The sequence below is a fragment of the Klebsiella sp. K5-45 genome (genome assembly GCF_030128605.1).
Classification (GTDB): Bacteria; Pseudomonadota; Gammaproteobacteria; order Enterobacterales; family Enterobacteriaceae; genus Klebsiella; species Klebsiella quasipneumoniae.
This window is the reverse complement of record NZ_JAKUZW010000001.1, coordinates 18,363-44,993: the sequence shown is the minus strand read 5'-3', so window position 1 is coordinate 44,993 and position 26,631 is coordinate 18,363. Positions and strand designations below refer to the sequence as shown.

The window sequence follows — 26,631 nt, the reverse complement described above, 5'->3', positions numbered from 1 at the left end:
CCGCAGGCCGGAAAGCACTGTCGCCACCCGGCTACCGATCAGCCGTGTTCCTGCATTAGCTGCTGCGCCAGCGCTTTCAGCTCCGGCAAGAATTTTTCGTCTACCGGTGCAAACGGCTTACGGCACAGCGGCACAGAGACCACATCCATATAGTGCAATACGGTTTTCAAACCACGGAATACGCCGGTTTTAATCAACAGGTCGATTACCTTGTTGCACTCACATTGCAGCTGCTGTGCTTTGGCAACATCACCCACTTTCAGCGCCGCGACCATTCCCTGGTAACGCCAGCCCATGATGTTGTAAGTACTCCCAATACCGCCATCAGCTCCTGCCAACAGGCCTGAGGCAAATATCTCATCGTAACCGTTGTACAACACCAGATCCGGATGAGCCCGTCGGATCTGTTCCATCTGGAATAGATCGCCTGAAGTCTGCTTTAGCGCACCGACGCCAGGCAGCGTCACCAGGGTATTGATTTGATCGAGGGTCAGCTTCACGCCGCTTAGCGCCGGGATGTTGTACACCACCATCGGCAAGCCATCAGCCGACTCAATAATGGCCTGATAATGCGCGCAGTGTTCTTCGAAACTAAACGGATAATAGAACGGCGTGACGGCGGAGACAGCATCGTAGCCATAACCTACCGCAGCCCTTGCCAGTTGCTGGCTTTCGAGGGTACTCACGCAGCCGACATGGGCGATAAGAGTCATTTTGCCTTTCGCCTCTTCCGCTACGATCTCCAGCACTTCCTGACGCTCTGTGCCGCTCTGGACAAAGGCTTCACCGGTAGATCCTCCAACATATAGTCCATCAACACCCTGGCGCAGATTAAATCGCACCAGTCGACGCAGGCTCTCTTTATCCAGTTTTTGCTGCCCATCGAACGGCGTAAGCAACGCCGCCATAACCCCACGTAAATTGACCGCCATATCTACCTCTTTGTGAATTTTTAATGATTAACTACGTACCTTTATACCTGTTATACCAGATCAAATAAGCAGCAGAGTAATAGAGAACGCTTATAATGCGATCTACTTCACTAAACGATCCTCAGGATCGTGAGGATAAACTACGAGATCAGGCTTTCTGACCTAAGGCGTGCCAGGTGGCGGATACGCTATTGAGGTGGGTCTGGAGGGCGCGATCGGCTTCGTCAGGATCGCGACGACGAATAGCATCAACAATAGCGATATGCTGTTGATAGCTGACGCTGTTATGTTCGTGCAGTTCGCGCTCGGGCACCGTTGGCCGGGCGGCGATTAGCCAGTCCAGCAGGGCCACATGGATAGCCATAAAGATTGGATTACCGGGGATTTCCGCAAGCACGCGGTGAAATTCAACGTCAGAGCGGATAAACAGCGCATTGTCATCCAGCGATTGACTGTTGATCTTTAGCGCTTGCGTCAGCTTTTCCAGCTGCTCATTGCTGGCGTGTTCTGCGGCATAGCGAACCAGACTGGACTCAAAAAACAGACGCAGCTGTTCAAAATGCGCGATACCGCCAGGGTGAGACAAAAAGTCTTTCGCCATGCCGGAAAGCTCGCCAATGATGGTGTCCGCTGAAGGCCGGGAAACGCGAGCGCGTTCGCCGTTGCTGATCTGCACCAGTCCCTTACGCTTCAGCGCCGCCAGCGCTTCACGAACCGAAGGACGTCCGACGTTAAAAAAGGTCATCAGCTCACGTTCGGACGGCAGCTGTTCACCCTCCGCAAACTCCCGGCGCCGGATCATCTGCTCCAGCTCTTCTTCCACCATTTCAGACAGTTTTTTGCGCGCCAGAGGACGGCGGCCAAGGCTGTTGCCAATGGAGGACGGGGTATCTTCGGCTTGTGGATCAAATGCGCTCATAGGGACCATTGCGTGATTTGTGACAGCATGTGACGGCTGTTCCATCTTAACACAAGAATTTTGCAGAGAGCATAAAACAGGCCCCGAAGGGCCTGGTAAGGATTATTTCACGACGCGCAGCGCCGGGCGGCCACCGCGCGGCGGCGGCGTGTCGTCAGGATCGTCGTCGTGATTGTCCGGCTTATCGCCATCAATCACCGAAATCACCGTTTCGCTTTCACTCTCAGGCGCGACGTCATCATCGTTGAGGCTGCTGACGTCTTCGTCATAGGCCGCTTCCGGTTCAAACATCGTGCCAGCGCCGTTCTCACGGGCATAGATGGCGAGTACCGCAGCCAGCGGGACAGACACGTTGCGCGGCACGCCGCCAAAGCGCGCGTTGAAGCGCACTTCGTCGTTCGCCAGCTCAAGATTACCTACCGCACGCGGAGCAATATTGAGAACGATTTGCCCGTCGCGCGCGTACTCCATCGGCACGAGCACGCCCGGCAGCGTGACATCCACCACCAGGTGCGGCGTCAGCTGGTTATCCAGCAGCCAGTCATAAAACGCCCGCAGCAGATACGGGCGACGCGGCGTCAGCTGTGATACATCCATTATTTAGCCCCGACCGAGGCGCATTTCACGCTCGGCTTCAGTTAAAGAAGCGAGGAAGGAATCACGCTCAAATACGCGAGTCATATAGCCTTTGAGCTCTTTCGCGCCTGCGCCAACCAGCTCCACACCGAGAACCGGCAAACGCCACAGCAGCGGCGCCAGGTAGCAATCCACCAGGCTGAACTCATCGCTCAGGAAGTAAGGTTTCTGGGTGAAGACCGGCGCGATGGCCAGCAGTTCTTCACGCAGCTGCTTACGCGCAGCATCAGCTTGCGCTGCGGTACCGCTCTGGATGGTGTTCATCAGCGAATACCAGTCCTTCTCGATACGTTGCATATACAGACGGCTTTCGCCACGCGCCACCGGATAAACCGGCATTAACGGCGGGTGCGGGAAACGCTCATCCAGGTATTCCATAATGATGCGGGATTCCCACAGAGTGAGCTCACGATCCACCAGCGTCGGTACGCTTTGATTCGGGTTGAGGTCAATCAGATCCTGAGGCGGGTTGTCCTTCTCCACGTGCTCTATCTCAAAACTGACACCCTTCTCGGCCAGCACAATGCGGACCTGATGGCTATAGATGTCAGTAGGACCAGAAAACAGCGTCATTACCGAACGTTTGTTGGCAGCGACAGCCATGAAAACCTCCAGGTATATTCAGAATTTTGTACTGCTGCCAGCCACTCATGGCCAGCCAGATGTAAAAACCCCATTAGCGCGATGTCACCTTCGTTCACGAATAAAACAAAAAATGAACAATCACCAGCATTTGGGCAGAAAATTGGATGATAGTTTACCAGATTTTGAAGACGTTGTGGTGAGGGGATTCTGGAAATGCTGAAAAAGTGGCGAGAACCGGCGGTAAGCTTGTGGATAACAGTCGTTTTATCCATAAAAAAACCCGCCGAAGCGGGTTTTTTCGCAAATTGTTCTGCGTGAGCAGAAAACAATTAACGTTTGGAGAACTGCGGACGACGACGTGCTTTACGCAGACCGACTTTCTTACGTTCAACCTGACGAGCGTCACGAGTGACGAAGCCAGCTTTACGCAGTTCAGAACGCAGGGACTCGTCGTACTCCATCAGAGCGCGGGTGATACCGTGACGGATCGCACCAGCCTGACCAGAGATACCACCACCTTTAACAGTGATGTACAGATCCAGTTTCTCAACCATGTCGACCAGTTCCAGCGGCTGACGAACTACCATGCGGGCAGTTTCACGACCGAAGTACTGTTCCAGAGAACGCTGGTTGATAACGATTTTGCCGTTGCCCGGTTTGATGAAAACGCGAGCTGCGGAACTTTTGCGGCGACCAGTGCCGTAGTATTGATTTTCAGCCATTGCCTATAATCCCGATTAGATGTCAAGAACTTGCGGTTGCTGTGCCGCGTGGTTGTGCTCGTTACCCGCGTAAACTTTCAGTTTACGGTACATAGCACGACCCAGCGGGCCTTTTGGCAGCATGCCTTTAACCGCGATTTCAATCACACGCTCAGGACGGCGGGCAATCATCTCTTCAAAGGTCGCTTCTTTGATACCACCGATGTGGCCGGTGTGGTGGTAGTACATTTTGTCTTCGCGCTTGTTGCCGGTAACAGCAACTTTTTCTGCGTTCAGAACGATGATGTAGTCACCGGTATCAACGTGCGGAGTGTATTCCGCTTTGTGCTTACCGCGCAGGCGACGAGCCAGTTCAGTAGCCAGACGGCCCAGAGTTTTACCGGTCGCGTCAACAACATACCAGTCGCGTTTTACGGTTTCTGGTTTAGCTGTAAAAGTTTTCATTAAAAGCTTACCCAAATAATAAGTTACACGTTGGTGAACACCCAAACGTTTAGTCAGTTGAGGTTCACACGACATTGTCCAGCAAACCTACCCCTTCGAATAGCCTATGCCGGCACATAGAAAGTTTCGGGAAAAAAACCTTCTCGTAACGTGGGGTCGCAAGATTATAGAGAAGTCGGGGTCAAAGATCGACCCCTTTATGAGATTTTTCAGGCAGCTCCCGGAGCGGCCCTGCGGCCCTTAATTCGCCAGGAAAAGTGTCCTGTCAGGGCATATGCGGGCGCTTGAGGTACTCTTCGCTCTGCATCTCCTGCAGGCGCGACAGACAGCGCTGGAACTCAAACTTCAGCCGCTCTCCCTGATAAATGTCGTACAGCGGCACCGCCGCGCTGACCACCAGCTTCACGTGGCGCTCATAGAACTCATCCACCAGGGCGATAAAGCGCCGGGCTTCGCTCTCCAGCTGCGCGGTCATCACCGGCACGTCGAACAGCATCACGGTGTGGAACAGGCGGGAGAGCGCAATATAGTCATGCTGGCTGCGGGCATCCACGCACAGCGTGGCGAACGACGCCGCCAGCGTCTGGTTTTCCACGCCGAGGGTCGGCAGCTCGCGATGGTTGATCTCCAGCGTCGGCCCGGCAGCGCGCGGCGCGCCGGCCAGCGCCAGCCACAGTTTATCCATCTGTTCGCGGGTGTCGTTATTCAGCGGCGACAACCACAGGTGCGCTTGGGTCAGGGTACGCAAGCGATAATCGATGCCGGCATCAACGTTCATAATATCGCAATGCTGCTTGATGGCGTCGATAGCGGGCAGAAAACGGGCGCGCTGTAGACCATTGCGATAGAGCTCATCCGGCGGAATATTGGAGGTCGCCACCAGCGTGATGCCGCGGGCGAACAGGGCTTTCATCAGACCGCCCAACAGCATGGCGTCAGTAATATCGGAGACAAAAAACTCGTCGAAACAGAGCACGTCGGTTTCCGCTTTAAAGCGGTCGGCGACAATCTCCAGCGGGTCGCTATGGCCCTGCAGGGTGGTCAGCTCTTCATGCACCCGCAGCATAAAGCGATGGAAATGCAGGCGCTGCTTACGCTCGCCCGGCAGGCTCTGGTAAAACAGGTCCATCAGCCAGGTTTTCCCTCGCCCCACGCCGCCCCACATATACAGGCCGCGGACAGGCGTCGCCTCGGCTGCTGGTTCGCGCTTACCCAGCAGTTTGCCGAATTTCGCGCGCAAACCGCCGCCTGACGCGACGGGCGCGGGCTGAGTCTGCAGCTCCTGGTAAATGGTATCAAGGCGGCTCACCGCTTCTTGTTGGACGTCGTCGGGTTGATGGCTGCCCTCTTTCAGGGCTGAAAGGTAACGCGATGTTGGAGACAGGCTTTGCATGATCTAATTGTTATTCCTTGAAAACCGTGATGTCGAAGCTCACGATTGACGAAAAAAAGGCCGTTCTACACTACGCGATGATACGCCAGGATTCCACTTCTGTGGAATTAGCGGTTATAGTGGCACTATCGGGCGCAGGCGGAGAGCCTAAGAGCCACCCTACGGAACCACAATACAACGGGAGATGTTCATGACCTGGGAATACGCGCTAATTGGGTTAGTCGTCGGTATCATCATTGGTGCCGTCGCCATGCGTTTCGGCAACCGCAAACTGCGCCAGCAGCAGGCGCTGCAGTTCGAACTGGAAAAGAATAAAGCCGAGCTTGAAGAGTACCGTGAAGAGCTGGTCAGCCATTTTGCGCGCAGCGCCGAGCTGCTGGATAACATGGCGCACGACTACCGTCAGCTGTATCAGCATATGGCGAAAAGCTCTAACAACCTGCTGCCGGATTCCATGGCAGACGCCAACCCGTTCCGCAACCGCCTGGCAGAGTCTGAAGCCAGCAACGATCAGGCGCCGGTCCAGATGCCGCGCGACTACTCCGAAGGCGCATCCGGTTTACTGCGCGGTGGCGCAAAACGCGATTAATCGATCGCCTCTGCTAAAATATTCTCCGGGCGCGCCCATCGCGCCCGCTCCTTCCCCCACTTCCCGGCTACAATTTAAACCAGTCCCCACATTGTTACCTGCGCAAAAATTCAATAACATCAGGTTATTCAGGACATTTTTCCATACACCTCAGGTTACGAGAGCCAGCATCTAATGAAGAAACAGACTTTGCTGTTGAGTGCGTTAGCGTTAAGCATTGGGTTATCGTTGTCGGTTCTGCCTCCGGCAGCAGCATCCTTACCGACGCAGGTGCCCGGCCAGGGCGCGTTACCAAGCCTGGCGCCGATGCTGGAAAAGGTCCTGCCGGCGGTAGTCAGCGTGCAGGTGGAAGGCACTGCCTCGCCGACGCTCAATATGCCGGAAGAGCTGAAGAAATATTTTGGCGATAACGCCCCGCAAGAACAAGCGCAGCCGTTCGAAGGGCTCGGGTCCGGCGTCATCATCGACGCAGCGAAAGGCTATGTGCTGACCAATAATCACGTCATCAATCAGGCGCAGAAGATCAGCGTCCAGCTGAACGATGGCCGTGAATTTGATGCCAAACTGGTCGGCAGCGATGAACAGAGCGACATTGCTCTGTTGCAGCTGATTAAGCCGTCAAACCTGACGCAAATCGCCATTGCTGACTCCGATAAACTGCGCGTCGGCGACTTCGCCGTCGCCGTCGGCAACCCGTTCGGCCTTGGCCAGACCGCCACCTCCGGCATTATCTCTGCCCTTGGCCGTAGCGGCCTGAACCTTGAAGGGCTGGAGAATTTCATCCAGACCGATGCCTCCATCAACCGCGGCAACTCCGGCGGCGCGCTGTTGAACCTCAACGGCGAGCTTATCGGGATCAACACCGCGATCCTGGCGCCGGGCGGCGGCAGCATCGGCATCGGCTTCGCCATCCCGAGCAACATGGCGAAAACCCTCGCCGACCAGCTCATTCAGTTTGGCGAAATCAAGCGCGGCCTGCTGGGCATTAAAGGCATGGAAATGAGCGCCGATATCGCCAAGGCGATGAACCTCAACGTTCAGCGCGGCGCCTTCGTCAGTGAAGTGCTGCCAAACTCCGGCTCCGCCAAAGCGGGGATCAAATCCGGCGACGTCATCGTTAGCCTGAACGGCAAACCGCTGAACAGTTTTGCCGAGCTGCGCTCGCGCATTGCCACTACCGAGCCGGGGACCAAAGTCAAACTGGGCCTGCTGCGCGACGGAAAACCGGTCGATGTCGAAGTGACGCTGGATAAGAGCACCTCCTCCACCGCCAGCGCTGAGCTGATTATCCCGGCTCTGCAGGGTGCCTCGTTCAGCGACGGTCAGATGAAAGATGGTACCAAAGGGGTGGTGATCGATAATGTCGATAAAGGCAGCGCCGCCGCCCAGGTCGGCCTGCATAAGGATGACATTATCATTGGCCTTAACCGGGAACGTATTCATTCGATTGCCGAACTGCGCAAAGTGCTTGAAGGCAAACCGCCGGTCATCGCCCTGAATGTGATCCGCGGCAACGAAAGCATCTATCTGCTGCTACGCTAATTGTCTTCCCGGACATCGCCGCCATGTGCGATGTCCGGACAACTCATGCTATGCTGCGCCTGACCATTCATTAACGATATCTGCATCATGCCTGGAAAGTTATTACGTTCAGTACTCATCGGTTTGCTTGTCGGGGGCCTGCTGTTGGCCTTGATGCCTTCGCTGCGCCAGTGGCAGCTGGCGCCGACCACTCAGAACGATACGGCAGACGACTCCCCTGCGAGCTATAACGCCGCCGTACGCCGCGCGGCGCCCGCCGTAGTGAACGTCTATAACCGCGCCCTGAACAGCACCAGCCATAATCAGCTGACGCTTGGCTCCGGGGTGATCATGGACCAGCGCGGCTATATCCTGACCAACAAGCATGTGATTAACGATGCCGACCAGATTATCGTCGCGCTGCAGGACGGCCGGGTCTTCGAAGCGCTGCTGGTAGGCTCCGATTCCCTGACCGACCTCGCGGTGCTGAAGATCAACGCCACCGGCGGGCTGCCGGTGATCCCGATCAACCCGAAACGCACCCCGCATATTGGCGATGTGGTGCTGGCGATTGGCAACCCCTATAACCTGGGACAGACCATCACCCAGGGGATCATCAGCGCCACAGGGCGCATTGGCCTCAACCCCACCGGGCGCCAGAATTTCCTGCAGACTGACGCGTCGATCAACCACGGTAACTCCGGCGGGGCGCTGGTGAACTCCCTCGGCGAGCTGATGGGCATTAACACCCTCTCCTTTGATAAGAGCAACGACGGCGAAACGCCAGAAGGCATTGGTTTTGCGATCCCGTTCCAGTTAGCGACCAAAATTATGGATAAGCTGATCCGCGATGGCCGGGTGATCCGCGGCTATATCGGCATTAGCGGCCGGGAGATCGCCCCGCTACACGCGCAGGGCGGCGGGATCGATCAGATCCAGGGGATCGTGGTTAACGATGTCGCGCCGGACGGACCGGCCGCACAGGCGGGGATCCGCGCCAACGACGTGATCATCTCCGTGAATGACAAACCTGCGGTCTCTGCACTGGAAACGATGGATCAGGTGGCCGAGATCCGTCCGGGATCGGAAATTCCGGTGGTCATCATGCGTGATGATAAGAAAATCACGCTCCATATCGCCGTCCAGGAATACCCGGCCACCAACTAAGCGGCTCTCCGGCTGGGGCTACGTTATTCGCTAGATACCGGATCGGCCGGGAATCTGACCAGAAACCCGGTCACCATGAATGCAAGGCAATAAAAAGCCGGAACAACGGTTCCGGCTTTTTTGCACGTGCGAGGTTACTTGTTAACGAAGTCTTCGCCGAGCGCGATATCTTTCTTCAGGGTGTCCAGCATGCCTTCCAGCGCCTGTTGCTCAAAGGCGCTGAGTTTGCCGATAGACTGACGCTCTTCCACGCCGTTTTTCCCCAGCAGCAGCGGCTGGGAGAAGAAACGCGCATACTCGCCGTCGCCTTCCACGTAGGCACACTCCACTACACCTTTTTCTCCCTGCATGGCGCGAACCAGAGAGAGACCAAAGCGCGCAGCCGCCTGACCCATCGACAAAGTCGCCGACCCGCCGCCCGCTTTCGCTTCCACGACCTCGGTACCGGCGTTTTGAATGCGTTTAGTCAGATCGGCCACTTCCTGATCGCTAAAGCTGACGCCCGGGATCTGCGACAGTAAAGGCAGAATGGTGACCCCGGAGTGACCGCCAATGACCGGGACTTCCACCTCGGTTGCCGATTTACCTTTCAGCTCCGCCACAAAGGTATTGGAGCGGATGATGTCCAGCGTAGTCACGCCGAACAGTTTGTTTTTATCGTACACGCCAGCTTTTTTCAGCACTTCGGCGGCGATAGCCACGGTGGTATTCACCGGGTTGGTGATAATGCCGATGCAGGCCTGCGGGCAGGTTTTGGCAATCTGCTGCACGAGGTTCTTAACGATACCCGCATTCACATTAAACAGGTCTGAACGATCCATGCCGGGCTTACGCGCTACGCCCGCGGAGATCAGCACCACATCAGCGCCTTCCAGCGCCGGGGTAGCATCTTCACCGGAAAATCCTTTAATTTTTACATCTGTGGGGATATGACTTAGATCTACCGCCACGCCCGGCGTAACCGGAGCGATGTCGTACAACGAGAGCTCTGAACCTGAAGGCAGTTGGGTCTTAAGTAGTAGGGCAAGCGCCTGGCCGATACCACCGGCAGCGCCAAGGACTGCAACTTTCATCCTAAACTCCTTATTATGGTTAATTTAGTCTTTCGTTATTCCGTCGCCTGGACCTTAATTCACAAGATGAACAATTACAATGATTATGGCTGAAGAATGCATGATTGTGCGTAGCAATAGAACAGCGGCGCACGTTATGCTTCCTGACTGACCATCCAGCAAAGCGAAGTACCGGATCGACTATTGGTTACAATACACCCAGCCAGTTGCGCAAAACAACACCAACTCAATAACATTTCATTTACTTTTACATGGCTTTAAGCGTTGTGATGAGAACATGTTCCTTATACGGTTTTTTTGCTAAAATATGCCCCCTTCATAACATTATTGACCTATCCCTTCGCGGATTATTTGCATAAAAATTCACGGTTATGCATAATGATGTTGATTTTACCACCATAATCTGGGTGACTTATGCGAAGTTCGGCAAAACAAGAAGAACTGGTTAAAGCGTTTAAAGCGCTGCTTAAAGAAGAGAAATTCAGCTCGCAGGGAGAGATCGTTCAGGCGCTGCAGGAAGAGGGCTTCGAGAATATCAACCAATCGAAGGTTTCCCGCATGCTCACCAAATTTGGCGCGGTTCGTACCCGTAACGCCAAAATGGAAATGGTCTATTGCCTGCCTGCCGAGCTTGGCGTGCCGACCACCTCCAGCCCGCTGAAAAATCTGGTGCTGGATATCGACTATAACGATGCCGTCGTGGTGATCCATACCAGCCCCGGGGCAGCGCAACTGATCGCCCGTCTTCTCGACTCGCTGGGCAAGGCGGAAGGTATTCTTGGCAGCATCGCCGGGGATGACACCATCTTCACCACGCCAGCGCGTGGTTTCACAGTGAAAGATCTGCACGACGCTATCCTGGTACTGTTCGAACAGGAACTCTGAGCATTCCCCTCTGGCAACCGTCAGAGGGTGGATTACTCCCTCTTCTCTCTCCCCCCCTTTCAACTCAACAAAAATTTAACATTTTGTGTGATTTAGCCTGTCTATACGTTCTTTTACGTAAGGCAAACGCCTAAAACGCACAAAAGATCAAAATCGTATACCTTTATGATTTTATTAGAAATAAAACTTATCTCCGTCTACGACTTGTCATTTTTAATTCTTATCGGTTATAAAAAGCGCAATCCATTGTAACTATTAACGCACAAAACAATTAGCATGGTATTAATATTTTTGGTGATTAGTGTATACTTGTTTTTGTGATGAGGGTCACGAAACAAAGACCCTCAACAAAAAGATTCGACGAGGTGAACATCATGAAAATCAAAACCACTGTAGCAGCTCTCAGCATCCTGTCCGTCATGTCGTTTGGCGCTTTCGCCGCTGACGTTATCAACAGCGAGCAGGCCCAGGGCCGCGAGGCCATCGGCACAGTATCCGTCGGCGCGGTAGCATCATCCCCGATGGATATGCATGAAATGCTGAACAAAAAAGCGCAGGAAGAAGGAGCTTCTTCTTACCGCATTATCGAAGCCCGCACTGGCGACCACTGGCATGCCACTGCTGAGCTGTATAAATAAGTTTTAGATCGTCAACGATTAACCGACAAAAATTCTCTACCGCGGCCCGGCCCCATTCATCGCCCGCCGCGGCGAAACAAAGACTGGAGTAAAGATTATGAAACGCGCAATGATCATCGCATCCCTTGGCCTGGCTTCCCTTCTCTCTTTCGGCGCAAGTGCGGCCGTTCAACAAGTGAACGCGGAACAAGCACAAAACCTGCAGTCCATGGGCACCATCTCGGTTTCCCAGGTAGGTAGTGCGCCAATGGACATGCGTCAGGAACTAGCCGCTAAAGCCGAGAAAGAAGGCGCCAGCAGCTACCGTATTATTGAAGCACGTACCGGCGATAGCTGGCACGCCACCGCTGAGCTGTACAAATAAACCCTCGTCGTCTTATTTCGACGACTTGCCCCCGCCTGCCGGGGGCTTTTTTATGCCTGACGGGCGTTAAAACGTAACTCCCCCTCCAGCTCTTCCTCTGCTTCATCAAATAATAAAATTAATGCCCCAAAGCGCCGACGCTGCTTGTCATTTAAATGGATGAACTCAATGTCCAGCGGCAGCGGCAGCAGCCCACCGGTCACCGCGTCCCATAGCGAATCAAGGTTGTTGACCTTATCCTGAGCCAGGTCGAAGGTCCGGGAGAACTCCCGGTAGAAATCCTGTTGCTCGGCGATTTCGTCAAAATCAAACGTATAGGTGGTCATGACAGCCCCTCCCGCTTCTCTTCCTGTCGCCGTTAAGTATAGCGATAAAAAAACCGACGCCTGGGCGTCGGTTTATGGGTTAACTGCTGGTCAGCACATGCTGGTACTTGTGCAACATCTCAACCAGTCGCCGTACCGGCTCGGTCACCTGCGGCGAAGCCTCCCAGACCCGCAGCTTCTCCTGATAAACATCAAGCTCCGCCAGCAGCCGGGTAAAGTAGCGCCGACGCTTATCATCGCTCCCGGCGGAGATGACATGATCCGCAGTACGTCGCAGCTGGCGATGGAACGCCGACAAATCCTCGTTCACCGGCACGGGCGCATCGCGCAGGCGCTGGTGGGCAATGATTAACGTCAACGCCAGACGGAAACGGGCGACATCGCCGGGAAATTTGTTGAGCAACAAAAACAGCTGCTGATAGAGCGCGGGCAGATGATTCTCTTTGCGACGCGCCGAGTTGGTGGTCAGCGAAGAGACCGCCGCGGAGACAAACTGGTTCAGCAGCACCCGACCGGTTCTGGCCCGGGAGTTATCCCTGACAATCAGAATCACCATCAAGGCGAGGAAACAGCCGACGATCTGCCCCAGCGCGCTGTCGAGGAACTGACTGAACTGGAATTGCATCGGGTTATCCAGCACCAGAATGTTGATGGTGCTCGCCAGCGCCCCCAGCGATCCGAGGCGCCTTTTCTGCACTTCGATACCGATAAAAAACGCCATCGCCGCCAGGCTGATACAGAGCAGCAGCATACTCTGCTGCGTCGCCGGCATGATCACCAGAAAGTACAGGGTACCCAGCGGTAACGCCGCCAGAGTACCGTAGAGGAAGTCTATCGCCACCATTCTCGGGTTAGGTAGACGCATCGCCAGCGCGGTAACCACGGCAATCATTACCATCGCCCCGCTGCCTGAGGTCCAGCCCGTCCACAGCCAGAACAGCGTCCCGAGGATACAGGAGACGGAGGTGCGCCAGAAGTTCACCATCGCGTGGTGACGCTCGGCGGACTCCACTTTAACCACCGTTTCGCCGCGCAATACACCGTCTTCGATGCGGCTGATTTTGGTATTGCCCACGACGCCACGCTTAAGCAGCAGGTAACGGGTGGCTGCGCCTACCCAGCTGTAGATGGTGACCGGCGTATTATGCTCGCCTTTCCAGGTCAGGAAGCGACGCATACGCTTCAGCTGCTGGTGAACATCCTGCACTGTCTCAACCGGCTCAGCAAACAGCTCGCGGTAGTCGTCCGTCACCATTTCCGGTCGCGAGTTCTGAATCAGGTAGGTTTCGCAAGCCTGGGTGATAAGCGTTAGCGAGAGGGTATTGATCGCCTTCAGGCGTTGATTCGCCTTAGCCCAGCGAGAGGATTCCATAATCAGGTTACTGCGCATGCCTTCCAGCGCGGTGGTGCGACGCACCAGCGCTCCCCAGGCCTGATCCACTTCCTCTTTTTCGCCGTGCGCAACGCATAACTGCATCAGCTTATACTGGGCAATCAGCAGGTTATCCAGCTCAAGGTCGATCTCTTTTTTAATCGAACGCGGGGAGAAAAGCAGATCGGCGACGATGGCGCTGACAATCCCGATGACAATTTCGCTGCAGCGCTCAACGGCAAACTGCGGCGCCAGCATCGGATCGGTGTGGATGGTAATAATGATAATCAGCGCGGTGTAGCCGGCCAGTCCCCAGGCATAGGAGTTTTCGACCTTGACCAGCGACGAAACCCAGGTACAAAACCCGGCCCACAGGCAGCAGACCAGCATCATCAGCAGAGGGGCGCGGATCATCAGGATGATGATAACCAGCGCCGCAATACAGCCGATAAAGGTCCCGGCAATACGCAACATGCCGCGATAGCGGATCGCTCCGGAGTACGGCTCTCCTCCGGCGGCAAAGGCCGGGCCAGCGGCGACGATTGCCGCGGTCAGCACCGCCCAGCGCGGCGTTTCGAGCTGAAAATGGAAGCCGACGAACAGCGCCAGCACCACCGCGCATGCAAGCTTAATGGCAAAGCGGAGATGCTGGGGAGCAATAGTATATGTCCCCATAGCGATTAACCGAATTCGCGCAGGCGCATAGCCAGTTTCTGGAAGAAGTTGGCCTGGCTGGTATCACGGTCTTCTTTACCGGTGATCACCACCGTCGCCGTGGTGCCCGATGGCCACAGATTCCCCTGCTGGTGGTCAAGACGAATACGTACCGGCACACGCTGCGCCAGACGCACCCATTCAAGGTTGGAATCCACCGAGGCCATCCCTTTCGAGTCGCTGCTGCTGCTGGCGTTGGTTACCCCCGCAGCGATACTGTCCACCGTGCCTTTAATGGTTTTGCTGCTGCCAAGCGGGGTAATTTCCGCCCGATAGCCAGGACGGACGCCTTCCAGTTTGGTCTCTTCCAGATAGGCCATGACGTAAAATGTATTCTCTTTCACCAGCGCCACCGCCGTGGAGCCGCGGGTGATAAATTCCCCGGTATAGACGTTAAGGTTGGTTACCCAACCATCCGCAGGGGCACGAATCTCCGTGCGCTCCAGGTCCAGTCTGGCCAGGTCGCGGCTGGCCACCGCTTTCGCCAGCTGATGCTCAACCGTCTGCAGCACATTGTTCGCCTGGTCAATCTCTTCCCGCGACATCGCCTGGACGCCAAGCTTATTACGCCGACCGGCTTCGACACGTTTTTCCTGGGCTAACGTCTGGTAGTAGGCAACATCGGCTTCCGCCTGCGCCAGCGCTTTTTGGTAACGAGGCTGGTCAATAACGAACAATACCTGGTCTTTCTTAACCAGTTGGTTATCCTTGACGTTTACCTGGGAGATCAGCCCGGAGACGTCGGGGGCAATGGCCACAATGTCGGCGCTAAAGCGCGCATCCCGCGTCCACGGCGAGGCGGTGTAGTAAACCCAGGCGCGGAAAATCGCTACGAAGGCCAAAATGACCAGTATCACGGTAATAGCAGTACGGAGGATATTTCTTGTTAGTGTTTTCACATCAACCTCAAACGAACAAGCGCGATATCAAATAAAAAAGGCAGCAATATAGCGCCGTATTAAACAGTGCAGGGTGCCAGACAAAATCGTAAATGCCGGTCGGAACCAGCAATCGGTGCACCAGCCAGAAGATGGCCAGCGACAACAGCAACTCGAAGAAGATCGGCGGAAACGATAAGCCGAAAATCACGATGACAGGAAACAGACTCATGATGACCTTGAATAAGAAGCGTACAGGTAGTGAGCAGATGCGTTTATTATGTAGCTAACAATATATTAACGTAACGATTGCAGCATTATCTACAATGTGTGATCTAAATCACTTTTAAGCCAGAGTGAATAATGGAACGATTAAAGCGCATGTCCGTTTTCGCCAAAGTGGTCGAATTAGGTTCCTTCACCGCAGCGGCCCGCCAGCTTCAGATGAGCGTTTCCTCAATCAGTCAGACCGTCGCCAAACTGGAAGATGAACTGCAGGTGAAGCTGCTCAACCGCAGCACCCGCAGCCTTGGCTTAACGGAAGCGGGTAAAATTTACTATCAGGGCTGCCGTAGGATGCTGTTTGAAGCGCAGGATGTCCATGAGCAATTATACGCATTTAACAACACCCCCATCGGGACGCTGCGTATCGGCTGCTCTTCAACTATGGCACAGAATGTTCTGGCGCGCATAACGGCGAAAATGCTGAAAGAATACCCCGGGCTCTCCGTCAATCTGGTCACCGGCATACCTGCGCCGGACCTGATCGCCGACGGTCTTGACGTGGTGATCCGCGTGGGTGCCCTGCAGGATTCCAGCCTTTTTTCCCGCCGCCTGGGATCAATGCCGATGGTATTATGCGCCGCGAAAAGCTATCTGGCGCAGGCTGGCAATCCGGAGAAACCGGCCGATCTTACCGGGCATGCCTGGCTGGAATATAGCGTGCGGCCGGACAATGAGTTTGTCATTATCGCGCCGGAAGGGATCTCAACCCGCCTGACCCCACAGGGGCGCTTTGTGACCAACGACCCCATGACGCTGGTGCGCTGGCTGACCGCCGGGGTGGGTATCGCCTATGTGCCGTTGATGTGGGCGATCGAAGAGATCAATCGTGGTGAGCTTGAGATCCTGCTGCCGAGCTACCAGTCCGATCCGCGGCCGGTTTACGCCCTGTACACCGAAAAGGATAAACTGCCGCTGAAAGTGCAGGTCTGTATCAACTATCTGACGGAATATTTTGTCGACGTGGCGAAGATCTATCAGGGGATGCACGGGAGAGGGATCGCCCGCTGAAGCGGTTCCCGGCGACGCCAGGAACCCGGTCAGGATCAGGCGGTGCCGCCGACGGTAAGATTATCGACCTTCAGGGTCGGCTGGCCAACGCCCACCGGCACGCTCTGGCCCTCTTTGCCACAGACGCCGACGCCGTTATCCAGACGCAGATCGTTACCCACCATCGAAATCTGCTGCATGGTCTCAATCCCGGAGCCGATCAGGGTAGCCCCTTTCACCGCCTTCGTGACCTTGCCTTTTTCGATCAGATAGGCCTCGGAGGTGGAGAAGACAAACTTACCGGAGGTGATATCCACCTGCCCGCCGCCGAAGTTAGGCGCGAAGATACCATAGTCCACCGACTCGATAATCTCCTGCGGCGTGGACTGGCCCGCCAGCATATAGGTGTTGGTCATACGCGGCATCGGCAGATGGGCATAGGATTCACGGCGGCCGTTGCCGGTCGGCGCGACGCCCATCAGACGCGCATTGAGTTTATCCTGCATGTAGCCTTTCAGGATGCCGTTTTCGATCAGCACATTGTATTGACCCGGCGTGCCTTCATCATCGATAGCCACTGAGCCACGACGATCGACGATGGTGCCGTCGTCCACGACGGTGCACAGTTCAGAGGCGACTAATTCCCCCATATGACCGCTAAAGACCGAGGTGCCGCGACGGTTGAAATCGCCTTCCAGGCCGTGACCGACCGCTTCGTGCAGCAGGACGCCAGGCCAGCCGGCGCCGAGCACCACTGGCAGCATTCCCGCCGGGGCGGCGACCGCTGAGAGGTTAACCAGCGCCATGCGCACCGCTTCTTTCGCCCAGGCATCGGCCCGCACTTCGCCCTCCTGAGAGGCAAGGAAATAGTCATAGCCAAAACGCCCGCCGCCGCCGCTGCTGCCGCGCTCGCGTTTGCCGTCCTCTTCCACCAGTACGCTGACCGAGAGGCGCACCAGCGGACGAACGTCCGCGGCCAGAGTGCCGTCGGTGGCGGCCACCAGAATCAGTTCATAGACGCCGCTCAGGCTGGCCGAAACCTCCTGCACACGCTGATCCGCCGCGCGAGCGACTTTGTCGACCCGGCGAAGAATATCCAGCTTCTCTTCCCGGCTCATACTCTGCAGCGGGTCGATGCTGGTATAGAGGGCGCTGTGCTCTACGGCGCCGAGGGTCTGTACTTTGCCATTGCCGGTCTCGCGCACAATGGTCCGCGCCGCCTGGGCGCTCTGCTCCAGCGCCAGCTTGCTGATCTGGTCAGCGTAGGCAAAGCCCGTTTTTTCGCCGCTGACGGCGCGCACGCCTACGCCCTGGTCGATATTGTACGACCCATCTTTAATGATGCTGTCTTCCAGAACCCAGGATTCGTGATAGCTCGACTGAAAATAAAGATCGCCGTAATCGAGGCGGCGCTCGGTCAGTTGACCAAGAATGGCAAACAGGTCCTGATGATTCAGGCCATTTGCCGACAGTAATTGTTCACTTACCAGGTTCAGACTCATCGTTATGCTACTCGTTTGTTGCCGCCTGACAGGCGGAAATACAGAAGGCTATCTATTGAGATTGCGGCAATTCCCGGCAATCGTCAAATCATTGCTTTTTGTTGCTGCGCGCCTGGCGCAGCACTTCATTGATCTGCGGCTGGTCAATCGGGCCGGTGATGCGATAGCGCAGTATCGAGACTTTGTTCCACAGCGGCCCCAGCACCTTGCTGGCGGCAAACACCGCCGCGCCGACAATCGGGTTGACAGCAAAAGCCGCCGCCACGCCGACGGTCGCGGAGATCTCCGGCGCGACCACCGCCTGCAGATCCAGCTGGCGACGCACCAGATCGACCGACCCTTTCATGGCAATGTCCGCCTCCAGACCATCCACCAGCGTATCATCGGTATGCAGTACGCCATCCTTAATCCATGCCGTACTGTTAATCGAGTCAAAGTAAAAACCTTCGCTGAAGGTATCGCTGAAGTCGAAGCGCAGTTTGCGCAGTAGGGCATCGACGCTCAGCAAACGCAGCAGCTGGCCTGCATGTCCGGTACTCAGGTCGGTAAACTGCCCCTTGCCGAGGTGGCTTTTAATGATCCCATTGAGCGAGGCGACATCGGGTGACCAGGGCGGCGCGCGCCAGTGGAGATCGTAGTCGATATCAAACGGCGAATCCTTCACCGGTGTGGAAACGCCAAAGAAATCCGCAAATTCATCCGTTTTATTGCCATGCAGTCTGCCTTTCAGCGAGGTGCGCACCCCGGAAGGGGCGTTAACCCACACGCCGTCGGTCGTCAGCCGGCCAAACCCGGTATCCACCAGGCCGTTGGAGAGCGTTAAGGTATCGCCCTTGATCGTCACATCGCCGTCGATGCGGCCATATTTTTGCCCCCACAGCCAGCATTCCGCGCAGCGCAGTTGCAGATCGGGCCAGCCGTGGAAATCCAGCCGCGTCTCCGCCTGAGAAGTCACGTTCTCCGTTCCGCCCTTGCCGCTGGCGCTGGCCGGGTTGAAATAGAGATAACGCACATTTGCCAGCCACGGGGCATTGTCGCGCATCGTCAGGGTGGCGTTGATCTCACGCCCCTGCGCCTCAACCTGCGAGCCGCCGGCGACCGGCTGCGACATCAGACTGACGTTGTTCCATTGCTGGCCGGCCAGCGCCAGCGACGGCGTACGCAGCACAATGCGCGGTGGAAAGAGGACACTGCTGCTGACTTCATTCGCCGCGCCCTTCTGGAACAGCGCCAGCCATTGCGCGCCATCCATCGGCGGAAGATTGAGTTCAACGCCGGGCTGGTCGGGCAGCGGAGAGAGGCCTTTGCTATCCGTCGTGAGGATCGCTCTGTCCAGCGTCAGCTTACGGTTCAGCAACCAGCGGCTGTTGATATGATTCTTCGCGCCAACGGATCCGGTCAGGTCGAAGCTGCTCAGACCGCCGGCGACGTTAATTTTGACCGGCAGGGGTTCGCCAGCGGACTTGTTGACCGGTGAATGTAAGTGACTGCTCACATTCTTCAGATCGCCATTGATATCAACCTTATAGCTGGCATTGCCATGGTACGGCAGTTCGATAGCGACCTTGCCATCCCACGGAACGCTACCGCTCAGCGTCTCATTAACCGCTTTCGGCAGCAGTCCGGTGCGCGACGGCTGCCAGCTGGCGTTCATCCCGACATCCACCAGAAACGCTTTTTCGCCTTCGCGGGTGGAAAAATTGAGGTTCAGCGGCTGATTAAACCAGGTCGCGCTCAACGTTTGGCTATTAAGATCGCCATTCACAAAGCTGAAATTACCGCTTAGGTTCTGCAACGTAGTATCTAATGGTTTGATAAACAAGGTATTATTCTGCAGCCGTACATCGCCTTTCGCGGTGGTCATCTCGCCATCGAGGGGGATATTCAGATGTAAGCGAGCGCTCACATCCCCATCCAGCTGCAGGGAATCCAGCGCTGCCCCGAGCGACGCTTTCAATGGCGTGGTGTTGAAATAAGGGCCCACCTCTTTGCCCGGGCCTTTGATGTCAGCATCAATCAGCAGTTTTTCCTGCGCATAATCCGGGATCACGGCATCGAGATTGCTGGCGGTCACATTGCCGAGCATCGCTTTATCCGCCCGCATCCACAGGCCGCTGTTGATAAAATTGAGGTCGATATTCAGCCCGGTCAGCGCCGGCCAGTCCGGTTGAAAAGCGAAAGTGGCATTCTTCAGCGGGACGTAAACCTGGAACTGGCCTTCATTGTGCGGATACGGGAACAGATGTGGGTTACCGCCATACACCAGCGTCGCATCGCGGGCCTGCCCGGCTTTAATCGCGCCGCTGAGATAGTCCACCAGCGCTTTGCCCATCAGGTTTTCCGGGAAGTAACGCCACGCCTGGCCGCCATCGTTGGTGCTGATCCCCGCCAGAATGCCCAGCCACGGCTCGTCCCCCTGCGCTTGCAGATAGCGGAAGCCGCCGCGGGCGCGTACCCCCGTCGCCTGCACGTCAATATCGCGGCCATCAAGCATAAAGCCTTTGTCATTTTTCACCCAGCTGAGGGTGGCTTCGCCAGCGGCGATCTCCAGCGGGGCCCGGAAAACTCCGGCATACGGCATCTGCGCCTTCGTCATGCGGGCGCGCAGTTCCCCGTGCTCCACGCTGCCATTCAGGCTGCCGGAAAAGTGTTCCGCTCCCGGCAGGAGTTTCCACTGCTTCCACGCCAGATCGCTCCACTGCGCCTGAAAGCGCGTTTTCTCCGTCGCCTGCAGGGGAATATCGAGAGCCAGCAGATTGATTTTGCCGCTGGGCTGCGTGGTGCGCCAGAGTTCGCCCAAAGAAGGCGCCAGCTTATCGGCAAACGGCTGCAATCCGCTCAGGCCACTGAGCGCTAAATTGCTGGCGCGAATACGTAATTCATCGCTACGCTGATGACCGTCGCCACCGACATCCTGCCCCGGGATCCACGCCATCGCCAGCGCGCCGCTTGGCCACGGTTTATCGTCGATCGCGATCCGCGTATCGGGAATATAGAAGCCCCAGCTCTGCTTGTCGTGAGAGAGATGCGCCGTCAGGTTATCCACTGACAGATGATGAACCTCGCTATCCCCTTGCCAGCTGGCGCCCCCTTTTTTCAGCCATACGTCGCCGCTGGCTACATCGCCTTTTTCAATAGTCATCCAGCCTTCGAGGCTGAAGCGGGCGCTTTTCAGCGCGATATTGTCCTGCATCCAGCGGCCCAGCCAGGGTTTGACGTCAATATCGTCAGCCTGCAGCCAGACCCGACCTTTATTCAGCAGGCCATCCTCATCGCGGAGATCCATCCGCACCTGCATGACGCCATGCTGGCCGGTGAGACTGGAAAGGCTGAGCTGCCCCTCGGCGCGGTGACGGTTCCTGCCGTTAAGCCAGGTCAGCTGCGGGACCGCCAGCTCCGCCCGCTGACCAGAAATGGTCAGGAAGCTCAGATGGCTGTCGCGCAGAGTAAAGTGGTCGAACTGACGTAAAAAGAGATCGCTGATGCGGTCGGTTTTCAGACTTTCGCCGCCGTCATTGGTCTGAATCGGGGTATTGGTATGGACCTGCAGCTGCCAGAAGGTGAGATCGCGAAACTGCCAGCGCATATGCAGCAGACTTTGCCAGACGTCCAGCGCCAGAGTCACGCGCTTGACCGCCATTGTCCCGCCATCCTTCAGCCCAACATGAATATCGCGGACATCTAATGTTGGGCCAAAAGTTTGCCAGCTGGCGGCGATCTGCGAGGCATCCACCGGCGTGCCGGTGAGGGCGGAGATTTTCTCCAGCAGCTGCGGACGCCAGGCGTCGAGCTGCGGCAACACGAGACGCAAGCCACTCACCAGCAGCGCGACGATAACAATCAATGTTGCCACGGTGAGCAATAAAATCCCGGGCAGTCGCCTCACGCCTCTCTCCTTGTCAGCCGCACAATGACGCGGTGTATTACATCATAACCACATCGAACTGCTCTTGATTATAGAGCGGCTCAATTTGTACCTTCACCTGCTTGCCGACAAAGATCTCCACTTCAGCCAGCGCATGCGACTCTTCCCCTTTCAGGGTTTCCGCCACCGCAGGGGAAGCATAGACCAGGAAGCGATCGGAATCATAAGCATGATGCACGCGAACGATCTCACGCATAATCTCATAGCATACCGTTTCCACGGACTTTACCGTTCCGCGTCCGTGGCAGGTCGGGCATTCGTTGCACAGCACATGCTCCACGCTTTCGCGGGTGCGTTTCCGCGTCATCTCCACCAGACCCAGCTGGGAGAAACCGTTGATGCTGGTCTTCACCCGGTCTTTGCTGAGGGCCTGCTCCAGGGAGTGCAACACCCGCCGGCGATGGTCTTCATTGTTCATGTCGATGAAATCAATGATGATAATGCCGCCGAGGTTACGCAAACGCAGCTGGCGGGCTATCGCCTGGGTGGCTTCGATATTGGTATTGAAGATAGTATCGTCAAGATTGCGGTGCCCAACAAACGCCCCGGTGTTGATATCGATGGTGGTCATCGCCTCGGTCTGGTCGATGATCAGATAGCCCCCGGACTTGAGCTCGACTTTACGCTCCAGCGCGCGCTGAATTTCGTTCTCAACGTCAAAGAGATCGAATATCGGCTGACGGCCGCTGTAGTGTTCCAGCTTGCTGGTCATTTCCGGGATATATTCGGCGGTAAATTCCAGCAGCGCCTCATAGGTCAGCCGCGAGTCGACGCGAATACGATCGAGATGCGCATCGGCAAAATCCCGCAGCACGCGCTGAGCCAGGGCCAGCTCGCCGTACAGCTGATAGCGGGTCTGGTTGCGCTTTTTGCGCTCCATCACTTTGGTCCATACGCGCTTAAGATAGGCGGCATCGGCGGCCATCTCCTGCTCGTGGACCCCTTCCGCGGCGGTGCGAATGATAAACCCGCCCTGCTCGTCGCAGTACTCTGCCACGACCTTTTTCAGCCGCTCGCGCTCGGCTTCGCTTTCAATCCGCTGAGAGACCCCCACATGGGAGGCGCCTGGCATAAAAACCAGATAGCGGGAAGGCAGGGTAATATCGGTGGTCAGACGCGCGCCTTTGGTACCGAGCGGATCTTTAACCACCTGAACCATCAGGTCCTGGCCCTGACGCACCAGCTCCGAAATATCGCGCACGGTAAACTGCTTTTGCTCCTCACCGGCAACGCATTCGGTATGCGGCATGATATCGGAGGCGTGGAGGAACGCCGCCTTATCCAGACCAATATCTACAAAAGCCGCCTGCATTCCCGGCAGCACTCGGCTAACACGACCTTTGTAGATATTGCCTACTATTCCGCGTCGCGCTTCACGCTCAATATGGATTTCCTGCAGAATACCGCCATCAATATACGCAACGCGCGTTTCGGATGGCGTTACGTTCACTAATAATTCAGCCGTCATCTTTATCCCTTTTCTTTACGCAGTGAGTTAAAGTTACTGAGCAACTCATACGTTTCCACCAGCGGTAAGCCGACTACGGCGTGATAGCTGCCATTAATCTTCCTGACGAAGCAGCCACCCAACCCTTGAATACCGTATGCACCTGCTTTATCTAAAGGCTCGCCGCTGGCCACATAATCGGCGATATCCTGCTCGCTGAGCGTTCGGAAGGTCACTTCCGTGACCACCATACAATCCAACGTCTGCTGCTTATCCGCCAGCGCCACCGCGGTCATGACCTGATGGGTTTGGCCGGAAAGCAGGCGCAGCATCGCTGCAGCGTGTTCGGCGTCGCGCGGTTTTTCCAGCACTTCGCCGTTCAAAATAACAATCGTATCCGCTCCCAACACCGGCAAATCCCGCGATGCCAGCGCCACTCCGGCCTGCGCCTTTTCACGCGCCAGACGGACGACATAGTGCTGTGCGCTCTCCTGCGGCTGGCGCTGCTCCTCGATACCAGGAACCAGACGCTCGAACGCGAGACCAAGCTGAGTCAGCAGTTCCTGCCGACGCGGGGAACCAGAAGCAAGATACAGAGTTGTCATATCAACCTTATTGCACTGCAAATTGCTGACGCACTTTACGCATCAGCAGGAAGAGCCATGGCCAGAGGATACCGTTTACTACACTACTCCAGAATACTTCCGGACGGAAAGAGACGTTGATCACTAAAAACTCTGCCCAGAAAACAATGATATCCACGGCGAGGGATAACAGCATGACCACCAGCGCCTGTTGCCACAGCGCCAGGTTACGGAACAGCTGATACTTCAGCGCCACCAGATAGGCGACGATGCTTAAGGACAGCGCGCGAACGCCCAGCGTCGAGCCGCTGATGAGATCAAGAATAGCCCCCATCACGAAGCCCGTCCCCACGTTCACCCGGTGCGGCAGCGCGAGGATCCAGTACAGCAGGATCAATAATACCCAGTTGGGCCGGAAAACGCTGATGTCCGCCGGCCAGGGCATAATTTGCAGCAATAGCGCGATAAGAAACGAGAGCCAGATAACCCAGCGTCCCTGGCTACGGTAACTTGCCACTATTGCCCCCCTGCAGGCTGCGACGGCTGAGACGGCGTCAGCCCGGTGGCGGGCGCCGGCATCTGCGGCCCCATCGCATCCGGCGCAGGCAACACCTGCGGCATCATCTGCATCAGGCGTTCGTTAGCCACGCGATGAACCTCTTCCGGAGTCATCGGGTTAGCGCCATTGCGATCGGCGCCCCACAGCAGCAGCAGATAGCGCAAACGCTGCAGACCGGCCGTCGGACGCGCCTGGATCACCGTGTAGGCGCGCTGGGTGTCCAGTTTCACTGAAGAGACAACCCCAACCGGGTACCCTTCCGGGAAACGGCCGCCAAGACCGGAGGTCACCAGCACATCGCCGACGCGAATATCGGTATTGGCCGGCAGATGCTCAAGCTGGAGGTCGTCGGTGCAGCCGTTACCGGCGGCAATGACGCGAATGTCGTTACGCAGGACCTGGATCGGCAACGCATGGGTGGCATCACAGATCAGCAGTACCCGGCTGGTCATTTTCGCTACCGCCACGACCTGCCCCACCACGCCTTTATCGCTGATAACCGGCTGGCCTTCGTAGACGCCGTTGACGCTGCCCTTATCGATAACCACCTGATCGCTGTAGGGGTCGTTGACCGTTGAGATGACCTGGGTCACCATTTTTTGCTCGTCCTGGCGCAGCGGCGAGCCAAGCAGTTCACGCAGGCGCGCGTTCTCCTGCTTGTACTGGCCCAGCATCAGCAGATCGCTGTTTTTCAACAACAGCTCCTGACGCAGCGCGCGGTTTTCCAGTTCGAGCTGGTCACGGGTAGCCAGCGTCTGCGATACGCTGTCGAGCAGTTCCCGGGGACCATTAGAGACAAAGTAGAAAGGGCTGACGGCTGTATCCATGTACGTTCTGATTTGACTGAACGTACCCAGGCGGCTGTCGGCGATAATCACGCCAAGCGCCACCAGCACCGCCAGAATAAGGCGAATCTGTAGCGAGGGGCCACGGCTAAAAATTGGCTTCATAGGCTATGCGTATTCTCGTGTCAGTAAAGACCTGGGGCAGCGGGTAAGCCACCCCGGACCTTCAGGCTGACTACTCTTCGCTAAACAGGTCGCCGCCGTGCATGTCGATCATTTCCAGCGCCTTGCCGCCGCCACGCGCTACGCAGGTCAGCGGATCTTCAGCAACCACGACTGGAATACCGGTTTCTTCCATTAACAGACGGTCCAGGTTGCGCAGCAGCGCACCACCGCCGGTGAGAACCATCCCGCGCTCGGAGATATCAGACGCCAGTTCCGGCGGGCACTGCTCAAGGGCAACCATGACCGCGCTCACGATGCCGGTCAGCGGCTCCTGCAGCGCTTCAAGAATTTCGTTTGAGTTCAGGGTGAAACCACGTGGCACGCCTTCCGCCAGGTTACGGCCGCGCACTTCAATTTCACGCACTTCATCGCCCGGGTAAGCCGAACCGATTTCATGTTTGATACGCTCAGCGGTCGCTTCACCGATCAGGGAGCCGTAGTTACGACGCACGTAATTGATGACGGCTTCGTCGAAACGGTCGCCGCCGATACGCACGGAAGAAGAGTAAACCACGCCGTTCAGGGAGATAACCGCCACCTCGGTGGTACCGCCGCCGATATCCACCACCATGGAACCGGTCGCTTCAGAAACCGGCAGGCCAGCGCCGATCGCGGCCGCCATCGGTTCTTCAATCAGGAACACTTCGCGAGCGCCTGCGCCCTGCGCGGATTCACGGATAGCACGACGCTCAACCTGGGTGGCGCCAACCGGCACGCAGACCAGTACGCGCGGGCTCGGGCGCATAAAGCTGTTGCTGTGCACTTGTTTGATAAAGTGCTGCAGCATCTTTTCCGTCACGAAGAAGTCAGCGATAACGCCGTCCTTCATCGGGCGAATCGCCGCGATATTACCCGGGGTACGGCCGAGCATCTGCTTCGCTTCATGACCCACGGCGGCGACGCTTTTCGGCGATCCGGCACGATCCTGACGAATGGCCACCACGGAAGGCTCATTCAATACGATGCCTTGTCCTTTTACGTAAATAAGGGTATTCGCGGTACCCAGGTCAATGGACAGGTCATTGGAAAACATGCCACGAAATTTTTTTAACATACTAAGGGATAATCCTGAAAGCTGGGGCGGAAAACAAAATCCGCTTACTTTACCAACCACACGCAGCAGCGACAAGGCGCAAAAATCACCTGCTGCGGTGAAAATTAGTGCAGTTCATTT

General features: G+C 56.4%; 27 protein-coding genes. 7 read left to right on the top strand and 20 right to left on the bottom strand.

The features are described from left to right. Nucleotides 1-38 precede the first annotated feature (38 nt). From nanA to zapE, 8 genes are all read right to left on the bottom strand, one after another. A complete protein-coding gene (gene nanA / locus MKS11_RS00235; RefSeq protein WP_004206223.1) occupies nucleotides 39-932 on the bottom strand; it encodes an N-acetylneuraminate lyase in 894 nt (297 codons plus the stop codon). Nucleotides 933-1,080: 148 nt separating this feature from the next. Next, the gene (gene nanR, locus MKS11_RS00230; protein ID WP_004206225.1) at nucleotides 1,081-1,860 is read right to left on the bottom strand and encodes a transcriptional regulator NanR; all 780 of its coding nucleotides are present in this window, start codon (nucleotides 1,858-1,860) and stop codon (nucleotides 1,081-1,083) included. 93 nt (nucleotides 1,861-1,953) lie between these two features. After that, nucleotides 1,954-2,448, bottom strand: a complete 495-nt coding sequence (sspB, locus tag MKS11_RS00225) for a ClpXP protease specificity-enhancing factor (protein WP_255091522.1) — start codon at nucleotides 2,446-2,448, stop codon at nucleotides 1,954-1,956. A gap of 3 nt (nucleotides 2,449-2,451) precedes the next feature. Continuing rightward, nucleotides 2,452-3,090, bottom strand: a complete 639-nt coding sequence (gene sspA / locus MKS11_RS00220) for a stringent starvation protein SspA (RefSeq protein WP_002918467.1) — start codon at nucleotides 3,088-3,090, stop codon at nucleotides 2,452-2,454. Continuing rightward, on the bottom strand, nucleotides 3,060-3,344 hold the full coding sequence (locus MKS11_RS00215) for a hypothetical protein (protein WP_136023330.1): 285 nt from the start codon (nucleotides 3,342-3,344) through the stop codon (nucleotides 3,060-3,062). Before MKS11_RS00215 ends, sspA begins: the two co-directional genes overlap by 31 nt. Before the next feature lie 57 nt (nucleotides 3,345-3,401). Further along, nucleotides 3,402-3,794: a 30S ribosomal protein S9 gene (gene rpsI, locus MKS11_RS00210; protein WP_000829818.1), complete on the bottom strand. Its 393-nt coding sequence runs from the start codon at nucleotides 3,792-3,794 to the stop codon at nucleotides 3,402-3,404. Between the two features lie 15 nt (nucleotides 3,795-3,809). Then, the gene (rplM, locus tag MKS11_RS00205) at nucleotides 3,810-4,238 is read right to left on the bottom strand and encodes a 50S ribosomal protein L13 (RefSeq protein WP_002918559.1); all 429 of its coding nucleotides are present in this window, start codon (nucleotides 4,236-4,238) and stop codon (nucleotides 3,810-3,812) included. A 265-nt stretch (nucleotides 4,239-4,503) separates the two neighbouring features. After that, the gene (gene zapE / locus MKS11_RS00200; protein WP_004206226.1) at nucleotides 4,504-5,631 is read right to left on the bottom strand and encodes a cell division protein ZapE; all 1,128 of its coding nucleotides are present in this window, start codon (nucleotides 5,629-5,631) and stop codon (nucleotides 4,504-4,506) included. Nucleotides 5,632-5,821: 190 nt separating this feature from the next. Between zapE and zapG the strand changes: the two genes are divergently transcribed. The 3 genes from zapG (at nucleotide 5,822) to degS (ending at nucleotide 8,908) form a co-directional block, all read left to right on the top strand. Beyond that, a complete protein-coding gene (gene zapG / locus MKS11_RS00195; RefSeq protein ID WP_004206227.1) occupies nucleotides 5,822-6,220 on the top strand; it encodes a Z-ring associated protein ZapG in 399 nt (132 codons plus the stop codon). Nucleotides 6,221-6,394: 174 nt separating this feature from the next. Next, on the top strand, nucleotides 6,395-7,762 hold the full coding sequence (degQ, locus tag MKS11_RS00190) for a serine endoprotease DegQ (protein ID WP_017899931.1): 1,368 nt from the start codon (nucleotides 6,395-6,397) through the stop codon (nucleotides 7,760-7,762). Between the two features lie 87 nt (nucleotides 7,763-7,849). Continuing rightward, nucleotides 7,850-8,908: an outer membrane-stress sensor serine endopeptidase DegS gene (gene degS, locus MKS11_RS00185; RefSeq protein ID WP_002918568.1), complete on the top strand. Its 1,059-nt coding sequence runs from the start codon at nucleotides 7,850-7,852 to the stop codon at nucleotides 8,906-8,908. Nucleotides 8,909-9,042: 134 nt separating this feature from the next. Here degS and mdh read toward each other — a convergent pair whose 3' ends face one another. Beyond that, on the bottom strand, nucleotides 9,043-9,981 hold the full coding sequence (gene mdh / locus MKS11_RS00180) for a malate dehydrogenase (RefSeq protein WP_004206230.1): 939 nt from the start codon (nucleotides 9,979-9,981) through the stop codon (nucleotides 9,043-9,045). Between the two features lie 414 nt (nucleotides 9,982-10,395). Between mdh and argR the strand changes: the two genes are divergently transcribed. The 3 genes from argR to yhcN-B all read left to right on the top strand — a co-directional run bounded on the left by argR (nucleotide 10,396) and on the right by yhcN-B (nucleotide 11,868). Then, a complete protein-coding gene (argR, locus tag MKS11_RS00175; protein ID WP_002918625.1) occupies nucleotides 10,396-10,866 on the top strand; it encodes a transcriptional regulator ArgR in 471 nt (156 codons plus the stop codon). Nucleotides 10,867-11,240: 374 nt separating this feature from the next. Continuing rightward, entirely contained in the window at nucleotides 11,241-11,504 is a 264-nt protein-coding gene (gene yhcN / locus MKS11_RS00170) for a peroxide/acid stress response protein YhcN (RefSeq protein WP_017899932.1), read from the top strand. Between the two features lie 97 nt (nucleotides 11,505-11,601). After that, the gene (gene yhcN-B, locus MKS11_RS00165; RefSeq protein WP_002918627.1) at nucleotides 11,602-11,868 is read left to right on the top strand and encodes a DUF1471 family stress response protein YhcN-B; all 267 of its coding nucleotides are present in this window, start codon (nucleotides 11,602-11,604) and stop codon (nucleotides 11,866-11,868) included. A gap of 50 nt (nucleotides 11,869-11,918) precedes the next feature. On the opposite strand, the gene MKS11_RS00160 is transcribed toward yhcN-B, so the two are convergent. The 4 genes from MKS11_RS00160 to aaeX form a co-directional block, all read right to left on the bottom strand. Next, nucleotides 11,919-12,194 carry a barstar family protein gene (locus tag MKS11_RS00160; RefSeq protein WP_004206232.1) on the bottom strand — a complete coding sequence of 92 codons (276 nt, stop codon included), beginning with the start codon at nucleotides 12,192-12,194 and terminating at the stop codon, nucleotides 11,919-11,921. Nucleotides 12,195-12,273: 79 nt separating this feature from the next. Next, entirely contained in the window at nucleotides 12,274-14,241 is a 1,968-nt protein-coding gene (gene aaeB / locus MKS11_RS00155; RefSeq protein WP_004206233.1) for a p-hydroxybenzoic acid efflux pump subunit AaeB, read from the bottom strand. A 5-nt stretch (nucleotides 14,242-14,246) separates the two neighbouring features. Further along, nucleotides 14,247-15,179 (bottom strand): p-hydroxybenzoic acid efflux pump subunit AaeA, encoded by a 933-nt coding sequence (gene aaeA / locus MKS11_RS00150; protein ID WP_004206234.1) that lies wholly within the window; start codon nucleotides 15,177-15,179, stop codon nucleotides 14,247-14,249. Between the two features lie 7 nt (nucleotides 15,180-15,186). After that, nucleotides 15,187-15,390, bottom strand: a complete 204-nt coding sequence (gene aaeX, locus MKS11_RS00145) for a p-hydroxybenzoic acid efflux pump operon protein AaeX (protein ID WP_002918640.1) — start codon at nucleotides 15,388-15,390, stop codon at nucleotides 15,187-15,189. Between the two features lie 131 nt (nucleotides 15,391-15,521). Between aaeX and aaeR the strand changes: the two genes are divergently transcribed. Then, a complete protein-coding gene (gene aaeR / locus MKS11_RS00140) occupies nucleotides 15,522-16,451 on the top strand; it encodes an HTH-type transcriptional activator AaeR (RefSeq protein ID WP_004206235.1) in 930 nt (309 codons plus the stop codon). 35 nt (nucleotides 16,452-16,486) lie between these two features. Here the strand turns inward: aaeR and tldD are convergent, their stop codons facing one another. The 7 genes from tldD to mreB form a co-directional block, all read right to left on the bottom strand. After that, nucleotides 16,487-17,932 carry a metalloprotease TldD gene (tldD, locus tag MKS11_RS00135; RefSeq protein ID WP_004206236.1) on the bottom strand — a complete coding sequence of 482 codons (1,446 nt, stop codon included), beginning with the start codon at nucleotides 17,930-17,932 and terminating at the stop codon, nucleotides 16,487-16,489. 88 nt (nucleotides 17,933-18,020) lie between these two features. Then, the gene (yhdP, locus tag MKS11_RS00130; protein WP_284109341.1) at nucleotides 18,021-21,818 is read right to left on the bottom strand and encodes an AsmA2 domain-containing protein YhdP; all 3,798 of its coding nucleotides are present in this window, start codon (nucleotides 21,816-21,818) and stop codon (nucleotides 18,021-18,023) included. A gap of 37 nt (nucleotides 21,819-21,855) precedes the next feature. Then, nucleotides 21,856-23,325, bottom strand: coding sequence for a ribonuclease G (rng, locus tag MKS11_RS00125; RefSeq protein WP_004206239.1), 1,470 nt, complete (start codon nucleotides 23,323-23,325; stop codon nucleotides 21,856-21,858). Nucleotides 23,326-23,327: 2 nt separating this feature from the next. Further along, the gene (locus MKS11_RS00120; RefSeq protein WP_049003413.1) at nucleotides 23,328-23,909 is read right to left on the bottom strand and encodes a nucleoside triphosphate pyrophosphatase; all 582 of its coding nucleotides are present in this window, start codon (nucleotides 23,907-23,909) and stop codon (nucleotides 23,328-23,330) included. 7 nt (nucleotides 23,910-23,916) lie between these two features. Then, nucleotides 23,917-24,405, bottom strand: coding sequence for a rod shape-determining protein MreD (gene mreD, locus MKS11_RS00115; protein WP_002918648.1), 489 nt, complete (start codon nucleotides 24,403-24,405; stop codon nucleotides 23,917-23,919). Further along, nucleotides 24,405-25,397 carry a rod shape-determining protein MreC gene (mreC, locus tag MKS11_RS00110; protein ID WP_004206242.1) on the bottom strand — a complete coding sequence of 331 codons (993 nt, stop codon included), beginning with the start codon at nucleotides 25,395-25,397 and terminating at the stop codon, nucleotides 24,405-24,407. Before mreC ends, mreD begins: the two co-directional genes overlap by 1 nt. 70 nt (nucleotides 25,398-25,467) lie before the next feature. Then, nucleotides 25,468-26,511, bottom strand: a complete 1,044-nt coding sequence (gene mreB / locus MKS11_RS00105; RefSeq protein ID WP_002918653.1) for a rod shape-determining protein MreB — start codon at nucleotides 26,509-26,511, stop codon at nucleotides 25,468-25,470. Nucleotides 26,512-26,631 lie beyond the last annotated feature (120 nt).

Excerpts from the sequence above, each read along its gene's own strand:
- degS (WP_002918568.1), top strand. The coding sequence starts at position 7,850 with ATGCCTGGAAAGTTATTACGTTCAGTACTCATCGGTTTGCTTGTCGGG.
- rpsI (WP_000829818.1), bottom strand. The coding sequence starts at position 3,794 with ATGGCTGAAAATCAATACTACGGCACTGGTCGCCGCAAAAGTTCCGCA.
- nanR (WP_004206225.1), bottom strand. The coding sequence starts at position 1,860 with ATGGTCCCTATGAGCGCATTTGATCCACAAGCCGAAGATACCCCGTCC.
- rplM (WP_002918559.1), bottom strand. The coding sequence starts at position 4,238 with ATGAAAACTTTTACAGCTAAACCAGAAACCGTAAAACGCGACTGGTAT.
- MKS11_RS00215 (WP_136023330.1), bottom strand. The coding sequence starts at position 3,344 with ATGGATAAAACGACTGTTATCCACAAGCTTACCGCCGGTTCTCGCCAC.
- degQ (WP_017899931.1), top strand. The coding sequence starts at position 6,395 with ATGAAGAAACAGACTTTGCTGTTGAGTGCGTTAGCGTTAAGCATTGGG.
- mreC (WP_004206242.1), bottom strand. The coding sequence starts at position 25,397 with ATGAAGCCAATTTTTAGCCGTGGCCCCTCGCTACAGATTCGCCTTATT.
- aaeB (WP_004206233.1), bottom strand. The coding sequence starts at position 14,241 with ATGGGGACATATACTATTGCTCCCCAGCATCTCCGCTTTGCCATTAAG.
- mreB (WP_002918653.1), bottom strand. The coding sequence starts at position 26,511 with ATGTTAAAAAAATTTCGTGGCATGTTTTCCAATGACCTGTCCATTGAC.
- yhcN-B (WP_002918627.1), top strand. The coding sequence starts at position 11,602 with ATGAAACGCGCAATGATCATCGCATCCCTTGGCCTGGCTTCCCTTCTC.
- aaeX (WP_002918640.1), bottom strand. The coding sequence starts at position 15,390 with ATGAGTCTGTTTCCTGTCATCGTGATTTTCGGCTTATCGTTTCCGCCG.
- MKS11_RS00120 (WP_049003413.1), bottom strand. The coding sequence starts at position 23,909 with ATGACAACTCTGTATCTTGCTTCTGGTTCCCCGCGTCGGCAGGAACTG.
- mdh (WP_004206230.1), bottom strand. The coding sequence starts at position 9,981 with ATGAAAGTTGCAGTCCTTGGCGCTGCCGGTGGTATCGGCCAGGCGCTT.
- zapG (WP_004206227.1), top strand. The coding sequence starts at position 5,822 with ATGACCTGGGAATACGCGCTAATTGGGTTAGTCGTCGGTATCATCATT.
- tldD (WP_004206236.1), bottom strand. The coding sequence starts at position 17,932 with ATGAGTCTGAACCTGGTAAGTGAACAATTACTGTCGGCAAATGGCCTG.
- nanA (WP_004206223.1), bottom strand. The coding sequence starts at position 932 with ATGGCGGTCAATTTACGTGGGGTTATGGCGGCGTTGCTTACGCCGTTC.
- rng (WP_004206239.1), bottom strand. The coding sequence starts at position 23,325 with ATGACGGCTGAATTATTAGTGAACGTAACGCCATCCGAAACGCGCGTT.
- zapE (WP_004206226.1), bottom strand. The coding sequence starts at position 5,631 with ATGCAAAGCCTGTCTCCAACATCGCGTTACCTTTCAGCCCTGAAAGAG.
- MKS11_RS00160 (WP_004206232.1), bottom strand. The coding sequence starts at position 12,194 with ATGACCACCTATACGTTTGATTTTGACGAAATCGCCGAGCAACAGGAT.
- sspB (WP_255091522.1), bottom strand. The coding sequence starts at position 2,448 with ATGGATGTATCACAGCTGACGCCGCGTCGCCCGTATCTGCTGCGGGCG.
- aaeR (WP_004206235.1), top strand. The coding sequence starts at position 15,522 with ATGGAACGATTAAAGCGCATGTCCGTTTTCGCCAAAGTGGTCGAATTA.
- yhcN (WP_017899932.1), top strand. The coding sequence starts at position 11,241 with ATGAAAATCAAAACCACTGTAGCAGCTCTCAGCATCCTGTCCGTCATG.
- sspA (WP_002918467.1), bottom strand. The coding sequence starts at position 3,090 with ATGGCTGTCGCTGCCAACAAACGTTCGGTAATGACGCTGTTTTCTGGT.
- argR (WP_002918625.1), top strand. The coding sequence starts at position 10,396 with ATGCGAAGTTCGGCAAAACAAGAAGAACTGGTTAAAGCGTTTAAAGCG.